The 19,523-nt window shown below is 51.0% G+C and carries 18 protein-coding genes and 1 riboswitch; of the genes, 17 read left to right on the forward strand and 1 reads right to left on the reverse strand.

Going from position 1 to position 19,523, the window contains the following annotated elements:
* Positions 1 to 109: 109 nt before the first annotated feature.
* Entirely contained in the window at positions 110 to 511 is a 402-nt protein-coding gene (locus tag CBE73_RS01705; RefSeq protein ID WP_094092724.1) for an RDD family protein, read from the forward strand.
* A 132-nt stretch (positions 512 to 643) separates the two neighbouring features.
* Here the strand turns inward: CBE73_RS01705 and nagZ are convergent, their stop codons facing one another.
* On the reverse strand, positions 644 to 1,960 hold the full coding sequence (gene nagZ, locus CBE73_RS01710) for a beta-N-acetylhexosaminidase (protein WP_094092725.1): 1,317 nt from the start codon (positions 1,958 to 1,960) through the stop codon (positions 644 to 646).
* Positions 1,961 to 2,202: 242 nt separating this feature from the next.
* Between nagZ and CBE73_RS01715 the strand changes: the two genes are divergently transcribed.
* The 16 genes from CBE73_RS01715 (at position 2,203) to CBE73_RS01790 (ending at position 19,505) form a co-directional block, all read left to right on the forward strand.
* Positions 2,203 to 2,619, forward strand: coding sequence for a GNAT family N-acetyltransferase (locus CBE73_RS01715; protein ID WP_229752759.1), 417 nt, complete (start codon positions 2,203 to 2,205; stop codon positions 2,617 to 2,619).
* Positions 2,620 to 2,630: 11 nt separating this feature from the next.
* Positions 2,631 to 3,884 carry a multidrug effflux MFS transporter gene (locus CBE73_RS01720; protein ID WP_094092727.1) on the forward strand — a complete coding sequence of 418 codons (1,254 nt, stop codon included), beginning with the start codon at positions 2,631 to 2,633 and terminating at the stop codon, positions 3,882 to 3,884.
* A gap of 250 nt (positions 3,885 to 4,134) precedes the next feature.
* Positions 4,135 to 4,608 (forward strand): IS200/IS605 family transposase, encoded by a 474-nt coding sequence (gene tnpA / locus CBE73_RS01725; protein ID WP_068693347.1) that lies wholly within the window; start codon positions 4,135 to 4,137, stop codon positions 4,606 to 4,608.
* 292 nt (positions 4,609 to 4,900) lie between these two features.
* On the forward strand, positions 4,901 to 5,836 hold the full coding sequence (locus tag CBE73_RS01730) for a permease (RefSeq protein ID WP_229752799.1): 936 nt from the start codon (positions 4,901 to 4,903) through the stop codon (positions 5,834 to 5,836).
* Positions 5,833 to 6,786: a TIGR03943 family putative permease subunit gene (locus tag CBE73_RS01735; protein WP_094092729.1), complete on the forward strand. Its 954-nt coding sequence runs from the start codon at positions 5,833 to 5,835 to the stop codon at positions 6,784 to 6,786. The genes CBE73_RS01730 and CBE73_RS01735 overlap by 4 nt, the downstream gene beginning before the upstream one ends.
* 47 nt (positions 6,787 to 6,833) lie before the next feature.
* Positions 6,834 to 8,738: an LTA synthase family protein gene (locus CBE73_RS01740; RefSeq protein WP_094092730.1), complete on the forward strand. Its 1,905-nt coding sequence runs from the start codon at positions 6,834 to 6,836 to the stop codon at positions 8,736 to 8,738.
* A gap of 130 nt (positions 8,739 to 8,868) precedes the next feature.
* Positions 8,869 to 10,305: a spore germination protein gene (locus CBE73_RS01745; protein ID WP_229752801.1), complete on the forward strand. Its 1,437-nt coding sequence runs from the start codon at positions 8,869 to 8,871 to the stop codon at positions 10,303 to 10,305.
* Complete coding sequence (locus CBE73_RS01750) at positions 10,302 to 11,438, forward strand: Ger(x)C family spore germination protein (RefSeq protein ID WP_094092732.1); 1,137 nt, start codon at positions 10,302 to 10,304, stop codon at positions 11,436 to 11,438. Before CBE73_RS01745 ends, CBE73_RS01750 begins: the two co-directional genes overlap by 4 nt.
* A gap of 34 nt (positions 11,439 to 11,472) precedes the next feature.
* Positions 11,473 to 12,558, forward strand: a complete 1,086-nt coding sequence (locus CBE73_RS01755) for a GerAB/ArcD/ProY family transporter (protein WP_094092733.1) — start codon at positions 11,473 to 11,475, stop codon at positions 12,556 to 12,558.
* Between the two features lie 88 nt (positions 12,559 to 12,646).
* On the forward strand, positions 12,647 to 13,117 hold the full coding sequence (locus tag CBE73_RS01760; protein WP_094092734.1) for a heme-degrading domain-containing protein: 471 nt from the start codon (positions 12,647 to 12,649) through the stop codon (positions 13,115 to 13,117).
* A gap of 193 nt (positions 13,118 to 13,310) precedes the next feature.
* Complete coding sequence (locus CBE73_RS01765) at positions 13,311 to 14,426, forward strand: MBL fold metallo-hydrolase (protein WP_094092735.1); 1,116 nt, start codon at positions 13,311 to 13,313, stop codon at positions 14,424 to 14,426.
* A 51-nt stretch (positions 14,427 to 14,477) separates the two neighbouring features.
* Positions 14,478 to 14,587, forward strand: a riboswitch (TPP riboswitch).
* 120 nt (positions 14,588 to 14,707) lie between these two features.
* Entirely contained in the window at positions 14,708 to 16,003 is a 1,296-nt protein-coding gene (locus CBE73_RS01770) for an acetylornithine deacetylase (protein WP_229752803.1), read from the forward strand.
* On the forward strand, positions 16,000 to 16,746 hold the full coding sequence (tenA, locus tag CBE73_RS01775) for a thiaminase II (protein WP_094092736.1): 747 nt from the start codon (positions 16,000 to 16,002) through the stop codon (positions 16,744 to 16,746). Before CBE73_RS01770 ends, tenA begins: the two co-directional genes overlap by 4 nt.
* Positions 16,743 to 17,660, forward strand: coding sequence for an ABC transporter ATP-binding protein (locus tag CBE73_RS01780; protein ID WP_094092737.1), 918 nt, complete (start codon positions 16,743 to 16,745; stop codon positions 17,658 to 17,660). Before tenA ends, CBE73_RS01780 begins: the two co-directional genes overlap by 4 nt.
* Entirely contained in the window at positions 17,657 to 18,412 is a 756-nt protein-coding gene (locus tag CBE73_RS01785; protein WP_094092738.1) for an ABC transporter permease, read from the forward strand. Before CBE73_RS01780 ends, CBE73_RS01785 begins: the two co-directional genes overlap by 4 nt.
* A gap of 43 nt (positions 18,413 to 18,455) precedes the next feature.
* A complete protein-coding gene (locus tag CBE73_RS01790; RefSeq protein WP_094092739.1) occupies positions 18,456 to 19,505 on the forward strand; it encodes an ABC transporter substrate-binding protein in 1,050 nt (349 codons plus the stop codon).
* The last annotated feature ends 18 nt before the right edge of the window (positions 19,506 to 19,523 follow it).

Raw genomic sequence — 19,523 nt, forward strand, 5'->3', positions numbered from 1 at the left:
AACCATTCACCTGGTGTAGAGCCGTGTCATATCCGGCAAGGGATGTGATATAATAGGAATTATAGTCATAATTTGTAAAAAGTAAGAGGGCTAAAGGGGGAAGAAAGGAATGAAGGAACCAGCAGGGTTTTGGATCCGATTTGCGGCTTTTCTGTCAGATGGCATTATCGTTTGGATTGCCTCTGTTTTGCTGACTTTGATCGTTTACGGAACTTTATTTAATACACCTAGGGAACTGACGAATATGTTGTCTTTGCTTTACACGCTGCTGCTCCCGGTTTTCTGGGCCGGATTTACGCTCGGTAAACGAATGCTCGGTATCCGGATTACGAAGATGGACGGAAGCCATCCGGGGCTGCTCGCCATGGTGCTGAGAGTTATTGTGGGCGGACTTGTTTATGGCTTGACCTTTGGAGTGGGTGTAATTGTCAGTGCCATTATGATTGGAGTGAGGGAAGACAAACGGGCCATTCACGACTTTATCGCGGGTACTCAGGTTGTTTATGATTAACGGTTATTACGAAAAAAAAGGCGTCCGCCTGCCGACCGGAAAGGTTGGCAGGCGGACGCTTTTTTGGGCTTGAGCGCGCTGCTTGAGCTGCACAGCTTGAACAGCGCTGTCTAAGCCGCCTGGATGCTGGCTTCAGCGATTCAACAGCTTCTTGACATCGGCATTGACCGCGCTGACGTCCACGGTGGAAACGGTTTTGTCACTCAGCTTATATTTCTGCTTGAGCTGCAGGATCCGGTAGACGTGCTGATCAATCTCCTGCTCTGTAAGTTTGCCGCTGCTCGCGGCATTCTGAAGAGCTTTGATAACGGCGGTTTCCCGTTCAACATCATGGCCGACCAGCACAATGTCGCTGCCCGCTTGAATCGACCGGACCGCCGCTTCGGCGATGCCGTAATGCTTGACGATGCCGCCCATGGTCAAATCATCGGTAATGACTACGCCGTCATACCCGAGTTGATCGCGAAGCAAATCGCTGATCATCTGCTTGGACAGGGAAGCGGGATAATCGGGATCGATTTTGGGAATCAGCAGGTGGGCGACCATCACCATGTCCGTTCCTTGCTTTACAGCGGCCTGGAAAGGAAGCAGCTCAAAGCCCTCAAGCTGTTTCAGGGATTTGTTCACGACGGGCAGCTCCAGGTGAGAGTCCACTGAAGTATCACCGTGTCCCGGAAAATGTTTGACCACCGCGGCGACACCTTCGGATTGGATGCCTTTGAGTACCGCGGTTCCATTGTTGATCACGGTATCAGCATTGGCTCCGTAAGACCGGTCTCCGATAACCGGATTATTGGGATTGCTGTTGATGTCCATGACAGGAGCAAAATCGAGGTTAAATCCAACGGATTTAATCTCTTCACCAAGCGCTTGACCGATGCCGGTCGCATAAGCGGTGCTGTTCTTTTGTCCAATCTCTTTGGCCGTCGGAATTTTAAGATAAGGCTCCGGCATGCGGCTGACCCGACCGCCTTCCTGATCGGTGCTGAGCCAAAGCGCCGCGGGATTTGGCTGGTTAGCTTTCTTTAGCTGATTGAGGAATTTTAAAGTTTGTTCGGCGCTTGTAATGTTTGGTTTATACAAAATAAAACCGCCGACCTTGTAGGTTTCGATCATTTTACGGGCATCTGCCTGCAGATTGGTCCCATCGAGACCCACGATGACCATCTGGCCGATTTTCTCATTCAGTGACATTTTGTCGAGCTGAGCCTGCACGGGATCTGCCGGGCTGGACGGGGTTTTAGACGGCTGTGCAGAGATCTCCGGTGCCGGAGAGGAAGCCGGGGGCTGAGGTGAAGATGGGGCCGTCTGACCGGACCCGGCTGTTGATGCGGATGGTGCCCCCGTTTGTGCCGGCACCGCTTCCTGACCACCTGATTTCGCGCAGCCGCCAGCTAACAAACCCATAGAGAGTGCGGCCAGAAGCAGAACCGATTTCGAATAAGTCATGAGACTGGAAACCTCCTTGCTGCAAATTAAGCTTTAAGCTTTCAGGGCTGGTTTTAACGTTCCCTTGATTGTCTTGTTTATTATAACGTATGGACTAGTAAGAACTGAAATTTGATCTAATAGTCCAGTATTAGCGGATAGTAGACAAGATGGGCCCGTAGTGCGAAAATAAATACTATTCGGCAAAAGCGGCGTTACCTAATAGACAGCCCTTTACGGGGAGAATGGGAGGTGCAAGCAGCGTGTTTACCATAATGGAAATGACGACAGCGGATTATGAAGCCGCCTACCGCCTTTGGGAGCATACACCGGGAATGGGCTTGAGTTCGGCGGATTCCTATGGAGGGATTGCCGCTTTCTTGAAGCGGAACGAAGGTTTAAGTCACGTTTGCAAATATGGCGATGAAATTGTAGGCACAGCGCTTTGCGGACACGATGGCCGGAGGGGATTCCTTTATCATGTTACGGTGAACCAGGGCCACAGAGGGAAAGGACTGGCCGGACAGCTTGTGAGCAGCTGTTTGATCAAGCTGCGAGAGCAGGGCATTGAGAAATGCCACTTGATGGTCATTCATGACAACGAAATAGGGAAACAATTCTGGTCCAATTCGGGCTGGCAGTTAAGAGATCAAATCTTGCTTTATTCGCATGATACATAAGGGAGACTTCAATGGATAGAAATACTAATCAACAGGCGGAGACTGCGCTGCAGGAAATTGGCCCCGCCGAGCTGACAAAATCACGCCGAACCTTATTTGTAGTTATTCTGGGCATGCTTTCGGCTATAGGTCCTTTTTCGCTGGACATGTATTTGCCGGCGCTGCCCAAGATGGCGGGCGAGCTGCATACAGGGACCTCGGCTGTGCAGCTCAGCTTGACATTCTGTATGCTGGGACTGGCGCTGGGACAGCTGCTGGCCGGACCGCTTAGCGATACGATGGGACGCCGTAAACCGCTGATTGCCGCGATGGCTCTTTACGCGATATCCTCGCTGCTTTGCGCTTTCAGTCCGAATATAACCGTTTTGGTTATTCTCCGGTTTATTCAGGGTTTATCAGGCGCTGCGGGAATCGTGATTTCGCGCGCCGTGGTGCGCGATCTCTATTCCGGGAAGGAGCTGACGCGTTTCTTCTCTCAGCTGATGCTGATTAACGGGGCGGCTCCGATCGTCGCCCCTGTGTTTGGTGGACAGTTCTTGAGATTTATGTCCTGGAAGGGGATCTTTGTTTTTCTGTTCGTGCTTGGTCTGGTCCTGCTGCTGGCGGTTTTGACGGGACTGCCGGAGACGCTGCCGAAGGATCGGCGCCACAAAGGCGGTTTGGCCAGTACGGTTCGTACCTTCGGGCAGTTCGGCAAAGATCGTTTGTTTGTCGGATATGTGCTCGCCATGGGCCTCGTATCTGCGGGCATGTTCTCGTACATATCCGGTTCTTCATTTGTGCTTCAGAATCTGTACGGCGTAACGGCTCAAGGCTACAGTCTGATTTTTGCATTAAACGGATTAGGGATTATCGTGGCTTCACAGGTTACAGGCCGGTTGGCTTTAACGCAGGATGTCCGTAAACTGTTTGTGATTGGACTTGGCATTGCTCTCGCAGGAAGCATCGGTTTGCTGCTCTCCGTTCTGCTGGACGGCGGACTTATTGCCGTAATCTGCTGCTTGTTCCTGATCGTATCCAGCGTCGGGATTGTCAGCACGACCTCTACATCCCTGGCTTTGCAAAATGCGGGAACGGCAGCCGGAAGCGCTTCGGCGCTGCTCGGACTGCTTCAGTTTGTACTTGGCGCGGCAGCTTCGCCGCTTACGGGGCTTGGCGGCAGCGGAACGGCGGTTCCTATGGCGCTGACTATTTTTATGGCAGAGGTGCTGGCCGTTGTAAGCTGTATCGTGTTCATAAGCAGACGCGCAGGGAAGAACGTATAAGACGGATATTTTAATAGGGAAGAGAAAGCAAAAAGTATATGTAGAAAGAAAACGATGGAAGAAGTGAACAGATCGAAAGCCGGCGGGAACCCGCCGGCTTGTTTTGTTATAGGCTTTAGCCTGTTGAGCGCGTGAAACGTGCGAAATATAAAACCACCCGCTATGCGGGTGGAGGGATCTAGGGTTACACCAATAAGACCATCCGGATAAAATTGAGATGTTCAGGCTCAATTCGAAAGGATGGTCTTATATGGCAAATAAAAATTTTAGTTTAGCGCACACAAAGTGGATGTGTAAGTATCACATTGTGTTCACCCCGAAGTATAGACGTAAAGAGATCTACAATCAAGTGAGACGAGATCTAATTGAAATTATGAAGCGTCTATGTAAATACAAAGGAGTCGAGATCTTAGAAGGCCATATGATGCCGGATCATGTCCACATGCTGGTAGCGATCCCACCGAAAATATCTGTATCTTCCTTTATGGGCTATCTAAAAGGGAAAAGCGCACTCATGATCTTCGAAAAGCATGCCAATTTGAAGTATAAGTATGGGAATCGGAAATTCTGGGCGGAAGGCTACTACGTAAGTACAGTAGGGTTAAATGAAGCCACCGTCGCCAAATACATTCGAGAGCAAGAGGCACATGACCAGGCAGTAGATAAGCTGAGTGTAAAAGAGTATGAAGATCCATTCAGCAGCAACAAGAGCAAGAAAAAGTGAAACCAGTTTAACTGGTAAGTGAAAGAGACAAATAACACTGAGCCTGAACGCTTTGTGGTCAGGCTAGCGTCTTTAGGCGCAGTTTGGCAACAGGGGGTTATACCCCTAGTGCAAACCACCCGTTGGACGGGTGGTTCTGATTTATAGCCTTTGGGCGGCAGAAATTGGAGCTGCTGTTTGATAGGAAACCCTTCCCCTATTGGAAAAGGAGCACTGCTTTTATTTTCGCAGTATTAATTGTAAGATTAATAGATGTAAATAATTTGATAGATCATTCTAATCAGGAAAGAGAATGTTAACAATGAAAACATTTTTACAGCTGAATACTATTTTTCTAAGCATGATCATGGAAGCTATTCCGTTTGTGCTGCTCGGCGTAATTGTGTCGGGTGTCATTCAGATTTTCCTGAAGGAAGCTACGATAGCGAGAATCATGCCCAAAAACCGTGTTCTGTCTACACTGCTTGGCTGCGGCTTGGGAATCTGTTTCCCTGCCTGCGAATGCGGAATTGTTCCGATTACGAACCGGCTGCTGCGTAAAGGGGTACCCCTTCATGCGGGTATCGCGTTTATGCTGACAGGCCCGATTATTAACCCGGTTGTGCTGTTCGCGACTTATATTGCCTTCGGTAATGATTGGAGAATGGCTGCCATCCGTGCGGGCATGTCGATCGTCGTTGCGTTCGTTGCGGCGGTTGTCTTATCGTTTCTGTTTCCTGTCCTTCCGTTCCGGACCGGGAATTTCACGTCTAGCGGAAGCGAAGGCCTGGTAGCCGCGACTTCCGAAACACCGGCAGGAGAGGCTCCAAAAATTCCGCTGCGCCGCGAGCTGATGATGGTCATGGAGCATGCGATCGAGGAATTTTTCTCCGTCGGCAAATATCTGATCATCGGTGCTTTCATTGCAGCAAGCATGCAGACTTTTCTTCCGACCTCGACCTTGCTGCATTTGGGAAGCAATCCGTTCACCGCGTCGCTGGTTATGATCGTGCTTGCTTTTGTAATGTCACTTTGCTCGGAGGCTGACGCGTTTATCGCTTCTTCGTTCCGCAGCACATTCTCGACGGGCGCGTTATCCGCGTTTCTAGTATTTGGACCTATGATCGACATTAAAAACACTTTGATGCTGCTTGGCGTATTTAAAGGCAGATTTGTAGCGGTACTGATTGGCCTGGTGGCCATCTGCACGCTTCTGTCTTCGCTGGTAGTGGGGAGGTTGTTTGGGTGACCCGGTTATATGTGCTTTTGGGGTTTGTTTTTCTGTTTGTGCAGCTTCATTTAAGCGGCAACCTGAACAAATATATCAATCTTAAATATTCGTATTTATCGGTAAGTGCAATTGTACTGTTATCCCTGCTGGCTGTCTTTGAATTCATAAGGCTGGTGATCCGGGAACGCCGTCAGCGCAGTGCGGCTGTACAGGAGCAGGTCACACTCCAATATGATCATAACAGGCATGAGCACGGCCATAAATACGGGCATACTCATAGTCATGCTCATGATCACGGGCATACTCATAGTCACGATCATACTGACGATCACGGGCATACCCATGGCCCGTCCTCCCGGTGGGGAGAGAGGCTGGTGTATCTGGTGCTGATCGTTCCGATCCTGACCGGAGTGCTGCTGCCTGTCGCTACCCTGGACTCCAGCTTTGTCAAAGCGAAGGGCTTTTCGTTTCCTTCCGTTGATGATACCGCGGACAACCCGGGCTTTCACCAGTTCCTGAAGCCGGATACCAGCGTGTTCTACGGGAAAGACAGCTATACCAAGATTTCGCGGAAAGAGCTCGGGGAATTTAGCAATTTAAGTTCCGTAGATCTAACGGACAAAACCTATCTCAAAGGGATGGAAGCTATTTATAATTTCCCGGATCAGTTTATGGATAAGACTTTGTCCTTCGACGGGTTTATCTATAATGGCGAACAGGTCAGCAATCACGAATATTTTGTATTCCGCTTTGGCTTTATTCACTGCGTGGCGGATTCCGGCGTATTTGGCATGCTCGTTGATTTTCCGGAAGGGACGGATCTTCAGGACGACCAGTGGGTGCATGTATCCGGCCATCTCGGCACGGAGCTGTATCAGCCGTTTAAACAGACAATTCCGGTGCTGAAGGTTGATAAATGGGACAAGATCGATGCGCCGGACGATCCTTATGTATACCGTATTTTTTAAAATATCTTATCTACAGATTTCATACCTGCTTTTAGAAAGGAAACATTATGAACAAGTTTTCACTTAGACCTTTAACCGGGCGGCCGGTTTTATACAGTGTTCTGCTTCTGCTGTTAAAGCTGCTGCTGCTGCGTTATTTCCTATTCCGCGACATTATGTGGAGCAAAGTGGGCGCCGACCTGTTGGCGCTCTGGCTTCTGCTTGCCGTGTTTGAACTCATTATTCCGGCCAAATGGGGCAAATACGTATACTTCGCATTAAATGCGCTTGTTTCCCTCATATTGTTCGCTTCAACCTTGTATTATGCGCATTTCGGATCGGTACCGACCTATACGGCGCTCTTGCAGCTGCACCAGGTGATGCAGATCAAAGCAAGCGTTCAGTCGACCATTCGTCCGGAGTTTTTCCTTTACTTCCTGGACCTGCCGATTCTGCTGATCGTGTGGCTGGTCCGCCGCCGGAAAGCGGCATCTGCGGCGCGCAAAAGTGTTATTTGGAGAGCCGGGGTGCTGGTGTCCGCGATCGCCTGCTTTTTCCTCTCGGAACGAAGCATTCAGGCCAGCGACTCTATTGTGAACGAAATTGTGCAGGTTGAACATTTGGGATTTCTGGATTATCAGGTAGCTGCTGCGATCAAGACAAGTAAAGAAGATGCTTTGATCCGCAACGGGAATATTCAGGATACGATCAAGAAGATCGATGACCTTAAAAGCACCTACGTGTACAATGACAAGACTGGTCGAGGGGCTGTTTCGGTTACGCCTGCACATTTCGGTGCTGCGAAAGGCAAAAATCTGATTGTTGTCCAAATGGAGGCCTTCCAAAACTTCCCGATCAACCTGAAAGTGGGGGGACAAGAGATCACGCCTAACCTGAACAAGCTGATCGGCTCCAGCTATTATTTCCCTTATGTGTATCAGCAGATCGGGCAGGGCAATACATCGGATGCGGAATTCATGTCCAATACCTCCATCTATCCGACGGGAACGATTCCGATGTCTACCGGCTTCGGGGACCGGGCGCTGCCAAGTCTGCCGCGACTTCTGGAGAACCACGGCTATGAAGCCGATACGTTCCACGTTAACGACGTTACGTTCTGGGACCGGATCAAGCTGTATCCGGCGCTGCATTTTGATCACTATTTTGATAAACCTTATTATAAAAATGATCATTTTAATGACTTCGGCGCCTCGGATGAAGAGCTGTACCGGGTAGCGGTTGACCATATGAAGGAAATCGCTGACAGCGGCAAGCCGTTTTATACGCAGCTCATCACGGTTTCCAGCCATTTTCCGTTTAAAGTGCCGGAGGACCGCAAGAAAATCCAGATGCCGGATTCGCTTAAGGATACCCAACTTGGCGATTATCTTACGGCCGTGAATTATACCGACTATGCCATTGGGACGTTGATTGAACGGCTCAAGCAGGAAGGCTTGTGGGACAATTCGGTACTGGTGCTGTACGGCGACCATTTCGGCCTGCAGCCGGACCAGAACGACCCAGAGTGGATTCAGTCTCAGCTTGGCATCAAGTACGACTCCAGAGTCTCCCGATTTAATATTCCGTTTATTATTCATTTGCCGGGCGAACAACAAGGCCAGAAAGTGGATCAAGTCGGCGGGCAGCTTGATATGATGCCAACGATTGCGAATCTGCTCGGTGTTTCGCTGCAGCAGGAGCAGTTTACTGCGTTTGGACACGATCTGCTTAACATTGATCATAACGTGTTTGGCATGCGTTACTATCTGCCGACGGGTTCGTTCTTTAACGATGATGTCCTGTTTGTATCCGGTACGGGCTTTGACGACGGCACTGCGATTTCGCTGAAGACGCTGGAGCCTGTTACGGACATTGAGAAATACCGGAAGGATTACGATTATATCCTCAAGCTGATGGGCTTGTCGGATGAATATGTGAAGCTCCTGCCGAAACGGGAGCCGGGGAACGAATAGCTTTTCAAATATTGCTGCAATCTTGAGATACCGGGCATCCATGATGGATGTCCGGTTTTTTATGCGTGAATAAATTTCCATAAGCGATGGAAAAATACAAGGAAATCTGAACCAGCAAAGGAGAGTGCAAGTGGCAGCTTTTCTGGAATCATTAAAGATCGAGTTAAGCGGCAGTACCGATGTCGTTTACCAAACCTTTCAAATCCACGGCACGCCTTGTACGCTGGTTTTTATTCCCTCCATCATCGATTTGGAGACCTTGGACCAGGAAGTCAGGGCGGCTCTCAAGGAGGAAGCAGCAGACAAGGACTCGGATCTCGAGCACTTTATGGAACGGATCGGGAAGGGAAGTATGTTCGCAATTCCCTGCCAGAAGGCGGACAACTTTGAGGAAGCGGCCTTTCTCGTGGTACAGGGGAAAGCACTTCTTTATATCCATGGATGCGGCTATTTTTATTATTTCGAAGTAACCTCCTACCAGAAACGGGCAGTGTCGGAATCTCAGAACGAGCTGGTCGTCATCGGCCCTCAAGAAGCCTTTAATGAAGACATTCAGACCAACTTTTCTTTGCTCCGGCACAAAATTAAACATCCGGATTTGAAAATGAAAGAATACACGATCGGCGAATACTCGCAGACCTCCGTGTATGTTTTCTATATTGAAGGGATCGCCGAACAAAGCAAGCTGGACGAAGTCGATGCCAAATTGAAGAAAATTACGATCGACGGTGTTCTGGGAATCAGCTATCTGGCGGAGCATATCAAGGAGAAAGTAACCCCGTTCCCCCAGTTTCAATATACGGAGCGGCCGGATTCGGTTGCAGCGTCCCTCCTGGAAGGGAAATTCGCCCTGCTGATTGACGGGACGCCTTCGGCATTGTTAGCACCTGTAACGATGTTTTCCCTGCTTCAATCTTCCGAGGACTATTATCAGAGTTATTTTGCAGGGAGCTGGATCCGGACCATCCGTTTCTTCTTTGCAATAATTTCCATGCTGCTGCCGTCCCTTTATGTTGCTGTTACCACCTTTCAGCCTGAGATTATTCCGACGGCGCTCCTGATTACGATCGCTTCATCCCGGGAAAATTTACCCTTCTCCGCTCTGACCGAAGCGTTGATTATGGAATTAACCTTTGAAGCCTTGCGCGAGGCAGGCACACGCATACCTAAACCTGTAGGATCAACGGTGTCGATCATCGGCGGTATTGTAATTGGACAAGCAGCCGTACAGGCAGGAATTGTGTCTGCCCCGATGATTATTGTCGTATCCATAACGGGGATCGCTTCTTATATCATTCCGCATCTGGAGCTGGGGTTAGCGTTCCGGCTGATGCGTTTTCCGCTGCTGATTCTTGGAGGTACTATGGGACTGCTTGGCGTGTATGTAGCGGCGTTTATCGTTTACGGCCATCTGGCCAACTTGCGCTCCTACGGGACGCCGTATCTGTCACCCGTAGCTCCGCTTGTTCTCAAGGACTGGAAAGACATTTTCATCCGGGTTCCATCAACCTATATGAATAATCGTTCAAACGCTTATACGCGGAAAAATACAAGGAGACAGCCATGACCTATGCTTCGCGAATGTTTCTCGTTTTGCTGATGACTGCCCTGCTCCTGACCGGATGCTGGTCGAAAGCCGAACTTAACGAAGGGCTTTTTATAGATGGTATTTATTTGGATAAAGGTCAAAAGGAGGGGCAAGTGCAGCTTTCCATCAGCAGCTTTATAACAGCCAAGCTGAAGGATGGGGAAGCGAGTGGCAAACCGTTCACTGTCGTGACGAAGTCAGGTGATAACATCCCGGATGTTCTTACCTCCATTCAGAAGGATTTAACCCGGCGTATCGACTTCAGTCATGTGCAGGTCGTGCTGGTAGCCGAAGAATATGCCAGACTGGGGCTTGGCGAATTGTTCGACTGGTTCAAACGTGAGCCGGGCGTTGAGCTTAACACCTATATTCTTTCGGTAAAGGGTGAAGCCAGCAATATTGCGCAGCTCACCCCCATTACCGAACAACTGCCGTCTGAAGTGTTCAAACGTTTCTCTGTTCAGAATTACATGCTGAATTCGACGGTCAGACACTGCCTGATTGCTGCGGAATCCGGAATGGGATTTGCGATGACAGCTCTTAACTATGGGGATCAGAAGGTGGCAAGCGAAAATGGGGAGAAAGAGCTCTGGGCGGGTATCAAAGGGATCGACGTGTTCGGGGACAGAGCTTTAAAGGGTGAGCTGAGCATCGATCAAGGCCGAGCTATCTCCTGGGGATTGGGCAAATTCAGGGACCAGGTCTACTCGGTTAACTGGGATGAAGGGAGAAGTACAGGAAGCGTATTGATCACCCGTGTGCATCCTAAGTTGATTTATAAGGGAGATCAGGATGGCCCTCTCTTCAAAATCGTTCTGAAGGGCAGGGGGAATCTGGTCTATAAAAAAGACATGGAGCATCGGTCCAATGCCGAATCGAACGAAATCATTATGGAGCTACTCGGGAAGAGGGTAGTTAAGGATATGGAAAAGGCATTGGCTAAAACCCAGCAATGGGGAGCAGATGTGCTGAATCTCGGTATGCTGATGGAATGGAACAGCCCGGAGGAGTGGCAGGCTTACAAAGATCAATGGCCGGAGGTATATCGGAGCAAAGCCCAATTTGAGATTGACGCTGATATTTCTATCTCGAACCAGGGATCGATGCGGTAAATCCTGTGTGACCGAGAAGAGAAGGGGTGAGCGAATGAGGACTACATCTTGGCAGTTGTTCAGGTTTGCCTACATTTACTTATATACGCAATCAGCGATTTTCCTTGTTCCCACTTTGATCGAATCTTCAGGTTATCAAGGCTGGATCGCCATTTTAGGAGGTTTTGCTCTTAGTGTGGTGATTCTTTGGTGTACCTACTGCGTAGGTAAGCTGGGTAAAGATACGCCCTGGTATATATTTGGCCAGCAAGTGGTCGGGAAATGGGTGCATAAGCTGTTTCTCTTTCTTGTGTTTGCCTGGCTGATTTATTATGCGGCTCTGGAGCTTGAGAATTTCAGTAAGTTTTTCGGGTCTATATATATGAGAGTAACGCCTGCCTGGGCCATCATTTTTATTGTGGCAGCGGCTGTGCTCTATACTTCCCGGTTAGGATTTACCACGATCGTTTATATGGCGGAAGGGGTCTTTCTGATCACCGCTCTGGTGATAGCGATCCTTGTCGGTTTGTTTTTTCCTGAAGCTGATTTCCGGATGCTGCCGGCGTTGATTCATTATCACAATCCCGGCCTGGCTGTTAAAGATTCCATTACCGTGGCCGCCTGGCTGGCAGAGTGGTTGACCTTTTTGTATATCTCGCCGGATTTCACGTTTGACAGGAAAGTGTTCCGGAATTTGTTGTTGGCCGAAGTCCTGACCCTCGTAGCGCTGATACTCGGCTGGCTTTTTATCCTTCTCAATTTTCGGCCTTACTTGGGGGGAGAGGTGGAATATCCCTACATGGAACTGATCCGGGGCACTGCACAAGCGGGCATGACAGGCAATTTGGACAGTCTCTTTATCGCGATATGGTCGATCTCGATGTTTATTCATAATTCCTTCTTGATTTATGCGGCATCCAAATCGGCACGCCAGTTATTTGGTCTGAAGAAATTAAAGGGAGTAACGCCTGCCGTGCTAGGCATCGCTGTCACTATTGCCATTCTCTATTCGCGGAATCCGGCCATTTTCTCCGCACACTATAACTCGACATGGCTTGCCCACATCTGGATCGGTTTTGAATCTATTCCGGCCGTTTATTATGGAGTATCGCTGCTTCGCAGGAAAAAGTTATCGGGCTGAAAGACACTCTTTTTTAAATCCGTTTGGCACAGTATACTAGAGTAGGTTTCTTAACTTATTCTAATTACAGCTAAAGGGAGCGTGCGGCATGGAAGATTATACAGTTCTGTTAGACGAGCTTCTCCGTCAGGAACAGGAACTGCAGTTTACGGAATTCAGCAACAATACGGCAGTTAAATTAGGAAATCTAATTCTCGACAAAGCGTTTGCCGAAGGCAAGCAAATTACGGTGGATATCCGCAAGAACGGCATGCTTCTGTTTCATGCAAAAATGAATGAAAACGGTTTAGGCAATGACCGCTGGATCGCGCGCAAGATCAATGTCGTTCATCACTATGAGCATAGTTCCTATTACATACACGTCCGGATGAAGGCGGGGAACACAACGATTCAGGACAGCGATTTTATCGATCCGATGGAATATGCGGCAGAAGGCGGCAGCTTCCCGATTTTGATCAAAAACGTCGGTATGGTTGGCACAATCACCGTTTCAGGCCTGCAGGGCCATGAAGATCACGAAATGGTGGTATCTTCGCTTCAGAAGCTGCTTAACGCTTAGTTTGGCTTTGGTCTTATAGGTCTGCTGTAAGGGAGCGCATGAAACGCTTCGGCGAGAATTTGAGCAATAGTATAAAAATCCCAATACGGCGCATACTAATTTCGCCTTGCCTGTTCATGAGTGATTCATTACTCCTGCGGGCAAGGCGTTGTTTTATATCAGCCGATAAGGACATACATTAAGGGGGGATTTTATGCTGACCGCGGCCATTATTCTGATTCTCATCGTTCTGATCGCGGCTGCTGTTTATGGATTTATTCGGATTTATCCGCCGTTTGGGGTGCCGGTCGACCGCAGCAGAATAAGCCGTTTTGAGCAGTCAGAGCACTATCGGCAGGGGAAATTCCAGAATCGAATTCCAACCCAATCCATAGACTCTTCTATTCGGAGCTTTTATTCACTGTTCGCAGACCATTTGAAAAATAATCCGAAACGCCGTCCGCCACACGAACTGCCGGTTCTGAATCCGAACCTGGGCAGCCTGACGGCAGCCGAAACCGATTCGGTCACCTGGCTGGGCCATTCAAGCGTTCTGTTAAAGCTGGGCGGAAAAAATCTGCTGCTGGATCCCATGCTGGGGATGCATTCTTCCCCGCTGCCGGGATTTGGCGCGAAACGGTTTAAAAGCAGCTCTCAAATCGAGGTGAAGGACCTGCCTCGGCTTGACGCTGTGTTCCTCTCCCACGATCATTTCGACCATCTCGATTACAGCACGATCCAGCAGTTATCCGGCAAGGTTGGGCGCTACTTTGTTCCGCTTGGGGTAGGGAGCCGACTAGTCCGCTTCGGCGTTGAACGGGGGCTTATTCAGGAATTTGACTGGTGGGGAGAAGTGGAATGGCAAGGAATCCGGGCGGTCTGCACACCGGCCCGGCATTTCTCGGGAAGAGCGTTGTTTGATAAGGACGCGACCCTTTGGTGCTCCTGGGTGCTGCTGGATCCAAAGACTCGTGTTTATTTCAGCGGCGACAGCGGTTATGACGAGCATTTCAAGAGAATCGGCGATCTGTACGGTCCGTTTGATCTAACACTCATCGAGTGCGGGCAATACGATCCCCGCTGGGAGCAGATTCATATGATGCCGGAGCAGACTGTGCAGGCGCATAAGGATCTTAGAGGGAGAAGACTGCTGCCGATCCATTGGGCGGGCTTCGCTTTGGCCATGCACGGTTGGATGGAACCGGTTGAAAGGGTGTCTGAAGATTCGGAACGCCGAGGGGTTGAGCTGCTCGTTCCGAGAATCGGGGAAACCGTCTCTCTGAAGGAGGAAGCTCTGCTTCCCCGGGATAAATGGTGGAGAACCGTTTAAAATTACTCCTTGCCAATTTTAGGAGATTCAGATATATTAAATTTGAACTTCATAATGGAACACGGGTGCTGGATAAAGTCCGGCTGAGATAGGAGCCTTATGCTCCTGACCGTTAATCTGATCCAGGTAATGCTGGCGTAGAGATATCATCCGAATTGTTATGACCATTCGTGTTATTCTCGAATGGTCTTTTTTATTTCGGCCGCGAGGAATCAGCACAGCTGTTCTTAGCGAATTCTCCGTCCAGCTTTACCGCTTGGGAAGAAGGAGGAGACAGACGAATGGGAATCCAAACGATGGATGACCTTCACCGATTGGTGGAGATGCGACAAGACGAGCTGTTTCAGATTCTGGAACGGCTTATTTCATTTCCAACAGTAAGCCCGCCGGCCCGCAATACGATGGACGCGCAGCAATATGTGGCTGACCTGCTGGAATCGATCGGATTCGATGCGGAGCTCTGGGAGGTGTATCCCGGCGATCCGAATGTAACAGCCGTCAAGAAGGGAAGCGCATCTGACCGCTATAACAGCCTGCTGTTAAACGGGCATATCGACGTTGCAGAAGTCGGTGACACCAGCGAGTGGGAACGGAATCCGTTTGAAATGGTTATCGAGAACGGCCGGGCCTTCGGGCGCGGGGCGACCGACATGAAGGGAGGACTCGCCGCTCTGCTGTTCGTCTTCAAGCTGCTGCACGAAGAAGGGATTCAGCTTAAGGGCGATCTTCATTTTCAGTCGGTGATCGGCGAGGAAGCCGGGGAAGCTGGAACAAGAGCGTGCATGGAGCGGGGATGCAGCGCGGATTTCGCGGTTGTAGCTGACGGCAGCGGCAGCAAGATTCAGGGCCAGGGCGGCGTTATTACCGGTTGGGTTACGGTTCAGAGCCCGGTGACTCAGCATGATGGGCTTCGTTCGCGGATGATCCATGCAGGCGGGGGTGTTAAGGGAGCCAGCGCGATTGAAAAGATGATGAAACTCATCCAAGGGCTGCAGGAGCTTGAACGCCACTGGGCCGTAACGAAAAGTTATCCCGGTTTTGCACCGGGGATCAATACGATCAATCCGGCTGTGATCGAAGGCGGCCGGCATGCGGCTTTTATTGCAGACCGCTGTGCGCTCTGGATTACCGTTCACTTCTATCCGGATGAGGATTACGACTCGGTAACGGCAGAGATCGAGGATCACTTGCTGCGGGTAGCGGCAGCCGATCCTTGGCTTAAGGATCATCCGCCAGCATTCAAATGGGGCGGCCGGTCGATGATCGAAGATCGCGGCGAAATCTTTCCTGCGCTCGAATTAGATCCGCATAATCCTGGTTTCATAACGCTGGCAGATTGGCACCGGCGCACTTATGGAAGTCCGCCTGAGGTCGGCATGAACCCCAGCGTGACGGATGCGGGATGGATCGGCCGGGCCGGAATTCCAACCGTCGTATATGGACCCGGCGAGCTGGAGCAGGCCCATGCCGTCAATGAAAGCATCTCCGTACAACAGCTGGTTGACTATGCCAAAGTCATGATCGGCTTCATAACCGAATACTGCGAGACACCTAAAGGGAAGGGGAATGGGAAATGACGAAGATCGACCAACCGAATCAAGCGCCTGCAGCCTGGACACCGGCTGATAATAAGGGGAATCCGGGGCAGGGCAAATTCACAGCCCGGCTTCACCAGTCTGTTCAGGCCGTCTGGGCCGGCTGCCATGAGCATCCTTTTCTGACGGAGCTGAGAAGCGGCAGCTTGTCTTTGGACCGGTTTGCTTTCTACATGAAGCAGGATTATGTATTTCTCAAGGACTATGTCAAAATGTTTGCCCTCGGCAGTCTTAAAGCCTGGGATCTGGAGACGATGGGGAAATTTGCGGATCTTCTGCAGCAAACGCTGAACGTTGAAATGGAGCTGCACCGCCAATATGCCGAGAAGTTCGGCATTACCCGCGATGAACTTGAATCGACTGAACCGGCTCCGGTCACGCTGGCGTATACCAAATACATGCTGGATGCAGGCGCCCAAGGCACACTCGGCGATGTGGTCGCTTCTTTGCTGCCATGCATGTGGAGCTACAGCGAAATCGGCAGCGAGGCTGTCCGGCTCCATCCGGAATGCCTGAAGCACGAGCTCTACCGGGAATGGTTTATGATGTACAACTCGGACGAGTTCCGCAGTTTGGCGGATTGGTGCGTTCAGCTGATGGATCAGCTGGCCGAGGGACTGCCCGAGCGTGAGCTGGCCAGGCTCGAAGAACGTTTTGTTACGACCTCCCGGTTTGAATATATGTTCTGGGATATGGCTTACCGCAAGGCCGCGTGGGACATATGAGCAGGCAGGCGGCGCCTGAACGTGGGAATCCATCTCCAGAGCCAGGCGAATTGAACGGGAATAGAAGCGAATTTAACGGTACTGGAAGTAACCTGCACTCGCAGACACATCAGAGTCATCCCGGTGAGCGGCACGCGTTTGGGACGCCGTGTCTTGCAGTCAAGGATCTGGGGTATGCGTTTGCGGCAGACAAACCGATTTTCAGCAAGCTGAGCTTTGAGCTGCAGGAAGGTGAGTTTGTTTCGCTTCTTGCGCCAAGCGGTATGGGCAAGACGACGTTATTTCGTTTGATCGCCGGGCTGCTGAAGCCGCAGGCGGGCGAGATTCATGCGCCGGAGGGGCAGATCGGCTACATGCCGCAAAGGGACTGCCTGATGCCCTGGCGAACCGTGCTGGACAATGCGGCCGTCGGGCTGGAGATCGGCGGCATGTCCAAACGGGAGGCGAGACGCCGGGCGCTTGAGCTGCTGCCTGAATTTGGCCTCGAAGGGACCGGGCGGCGGATGCCTCATGAGCTGTCGGGCGGCATGCGGCAGCGGGTCTCCTTCATGCGGAGCCTCCTGGCTGGTGGCCGGCTGCTTCTGCTCGATGAGCCGTTCAGCGCTTTGGATGCGATGACCCGCATCAGCATGCAGGAGTGGCTGCTTCAGATTTGGGAGAAGCACCGGACGACCATTCTGTTCATTACGCATGACGTAGATGAGGCACTGTTGCTGTCAGACCGATTGCTCATCGCCTCACATGCGCCGGTCTCCCGGCTGCATGACGTTGAAGTAGGCCGGCCCAGACCCCGCAGCTATGAGACGCTGCTGACGCCGCCTTTCATCGGCTTAAAGCAGCAGGTGCTCGAGCTGCTGCGGCCGGGGCAGCGGCCGCTTGAAGCAGCTTCGATGAACAAGGGGGGATTAGAATGAAGCGAGTTCGCGAGGTCTCTCCGTTTATTGTGATGCTTGTGCTTGTGGCAGTGCTTTGGGAAGCGGCAACCACCTATTTGAATATCCCGCATTATATCATTCCTAAATTATCGGATGTCTTTCAATCCATTTGGGATAACCGCGGGCTGCTGACCAAACATGTCGGGGTTACACTCGGTGAATCGCTGCTGGGTCTGGCGTTCTCCATCGTGTTTGGTGTTCTGGCCGCGGTTTGGATCGAAGCCTCTGGTCTGGCCCAGAAGACGCTGTATCCGCTGATCATCGCTTCCCAAAGCGTTCCGATTATTGCCTTGTCGCCGATCATGGTTATGTGGTTTGGCTACGAAATCTGGAGCAAGGTGGCTGTTGTCATCTTGTTTACCTTCTTCCCTGTAGCGGTGAATACGGCAGACGGGTTCCGCAGCGCAGACCCCGGGATCGGCGAAGTGCTGCGGACGATGGGAGCCGGCAGACGGCAGCTGTTTCTGAAATGGAAGCTGCCTTCGGCTTTGCCCGGATTTTTCACAGGCCTCAAGCTATCCGCTACATACAGCGTAGGGGGCGCGACCTTGGGCGAATGGCTGGGCGGGGAATCAGGGTTAGGCGTTTATACCAAAAGAGCCTCCAATATGCTTCGCGGAGACGCTGTATTTTCCGGTGTGCTGCTTCTGGCGGCCTTAGGCATGCTGATGTTCGCTGCGGCCCATCTGCTCGGCCGGATCTGCCTGGCGAAGAGGAGGGAACGTACATAACCTTTCTCTATCTATTATTATCAGAAAAGGGAGACAAAGAAAGATGAACAGATCTCAACGAATTCGTGACAGAAGGCCCCGGATTAATGACGGAAGGCGCCTAAAACTGGTACTCTTATCTATATGGCTTTGTTTGGCCGTGGGCCTTGGCGGTTGTTCTGCCAACAAATCGGCAGGGTCGGGACTTACGGAAGTCAATGTTCTGCTCGACTGGTATCCGAATGCCGTCCACTCTTTCTTGTTTGCTGCTGAGCAGCAGGGTTATTTCGAGCAGGAGGGATTGAAGGTGAATCTGGAGACGCCGGCCGATACGAATGATGCGATTAAATTGCTGGCTGCGGGGAAAGCGGATCTTGCCATCAGCTATCAAATGCAGATTGCGCAGTCCCGGGCTGAGGATATTCCGGTTGTGTCCGTGGCGGCTCTCGTCCGGCATCCGCTGGATCAGATCTTCGTTCGGGCGGATTCGGATATTAAAAGTCCGAAAGATCTCGCCGGGAAGAAGGTCGGCTACCCGTCAACTCCGCTGAATGAAGCGATGGTGAACACGATGGTGGCGAGTGACAACGGCGATCCGTCCCAGGTCAAATATACCGATATCGGCTGGGATCTCATTCCGGCCATGACGACCGGCAAGGTCGACGCCATCATCGGCGGTTACATCAATCATGAGAAGCTGCTGATCGAGAAGGAAGGCATTCCGCTGCGGACATTTGATCCGGCGGATTACGGGGTGCCTGATAATTATGAATTGGTGCTGGCGGCCAGTGAAGACGGGCTAGCCAAACATGAGGATACGATTCGCAAATTTTTGAAAGCCGCTGCCAAAGGGCAGGCCTACACCGTACAGAATCCGGATCAAGCGCTGAATATTCTGCTGGAGCATGAGAACAAGGATTTCCCGCTGGATCCGGACGTAGAGAAGCAGAGCTTGAATATTCTGCTGCCTATGATGGATGACGGGTCGGCCGGCTTCGGCGAGCAGACGGAGGCTTCATGGGAAGCAGTCATTCAGTGGCTGAAGGACCATGGACAAATCAAATCAGACACAACGATCAAGGCACAGGATGCATTCCGCAATCTAGGCGTTTAGCACCGCAGCAGACTTGGA

This window comes from Paenibacillus physcomitrellae, from assembly GCF_002240225.1.
In the GTDB taxonomy this organism is placed as follows: Bacteria; Bacillota; Bacilli; order Paenibacillales; family Paenibacillaceae; genus Fontibacillus; species Fontibacillus physcomitrellae.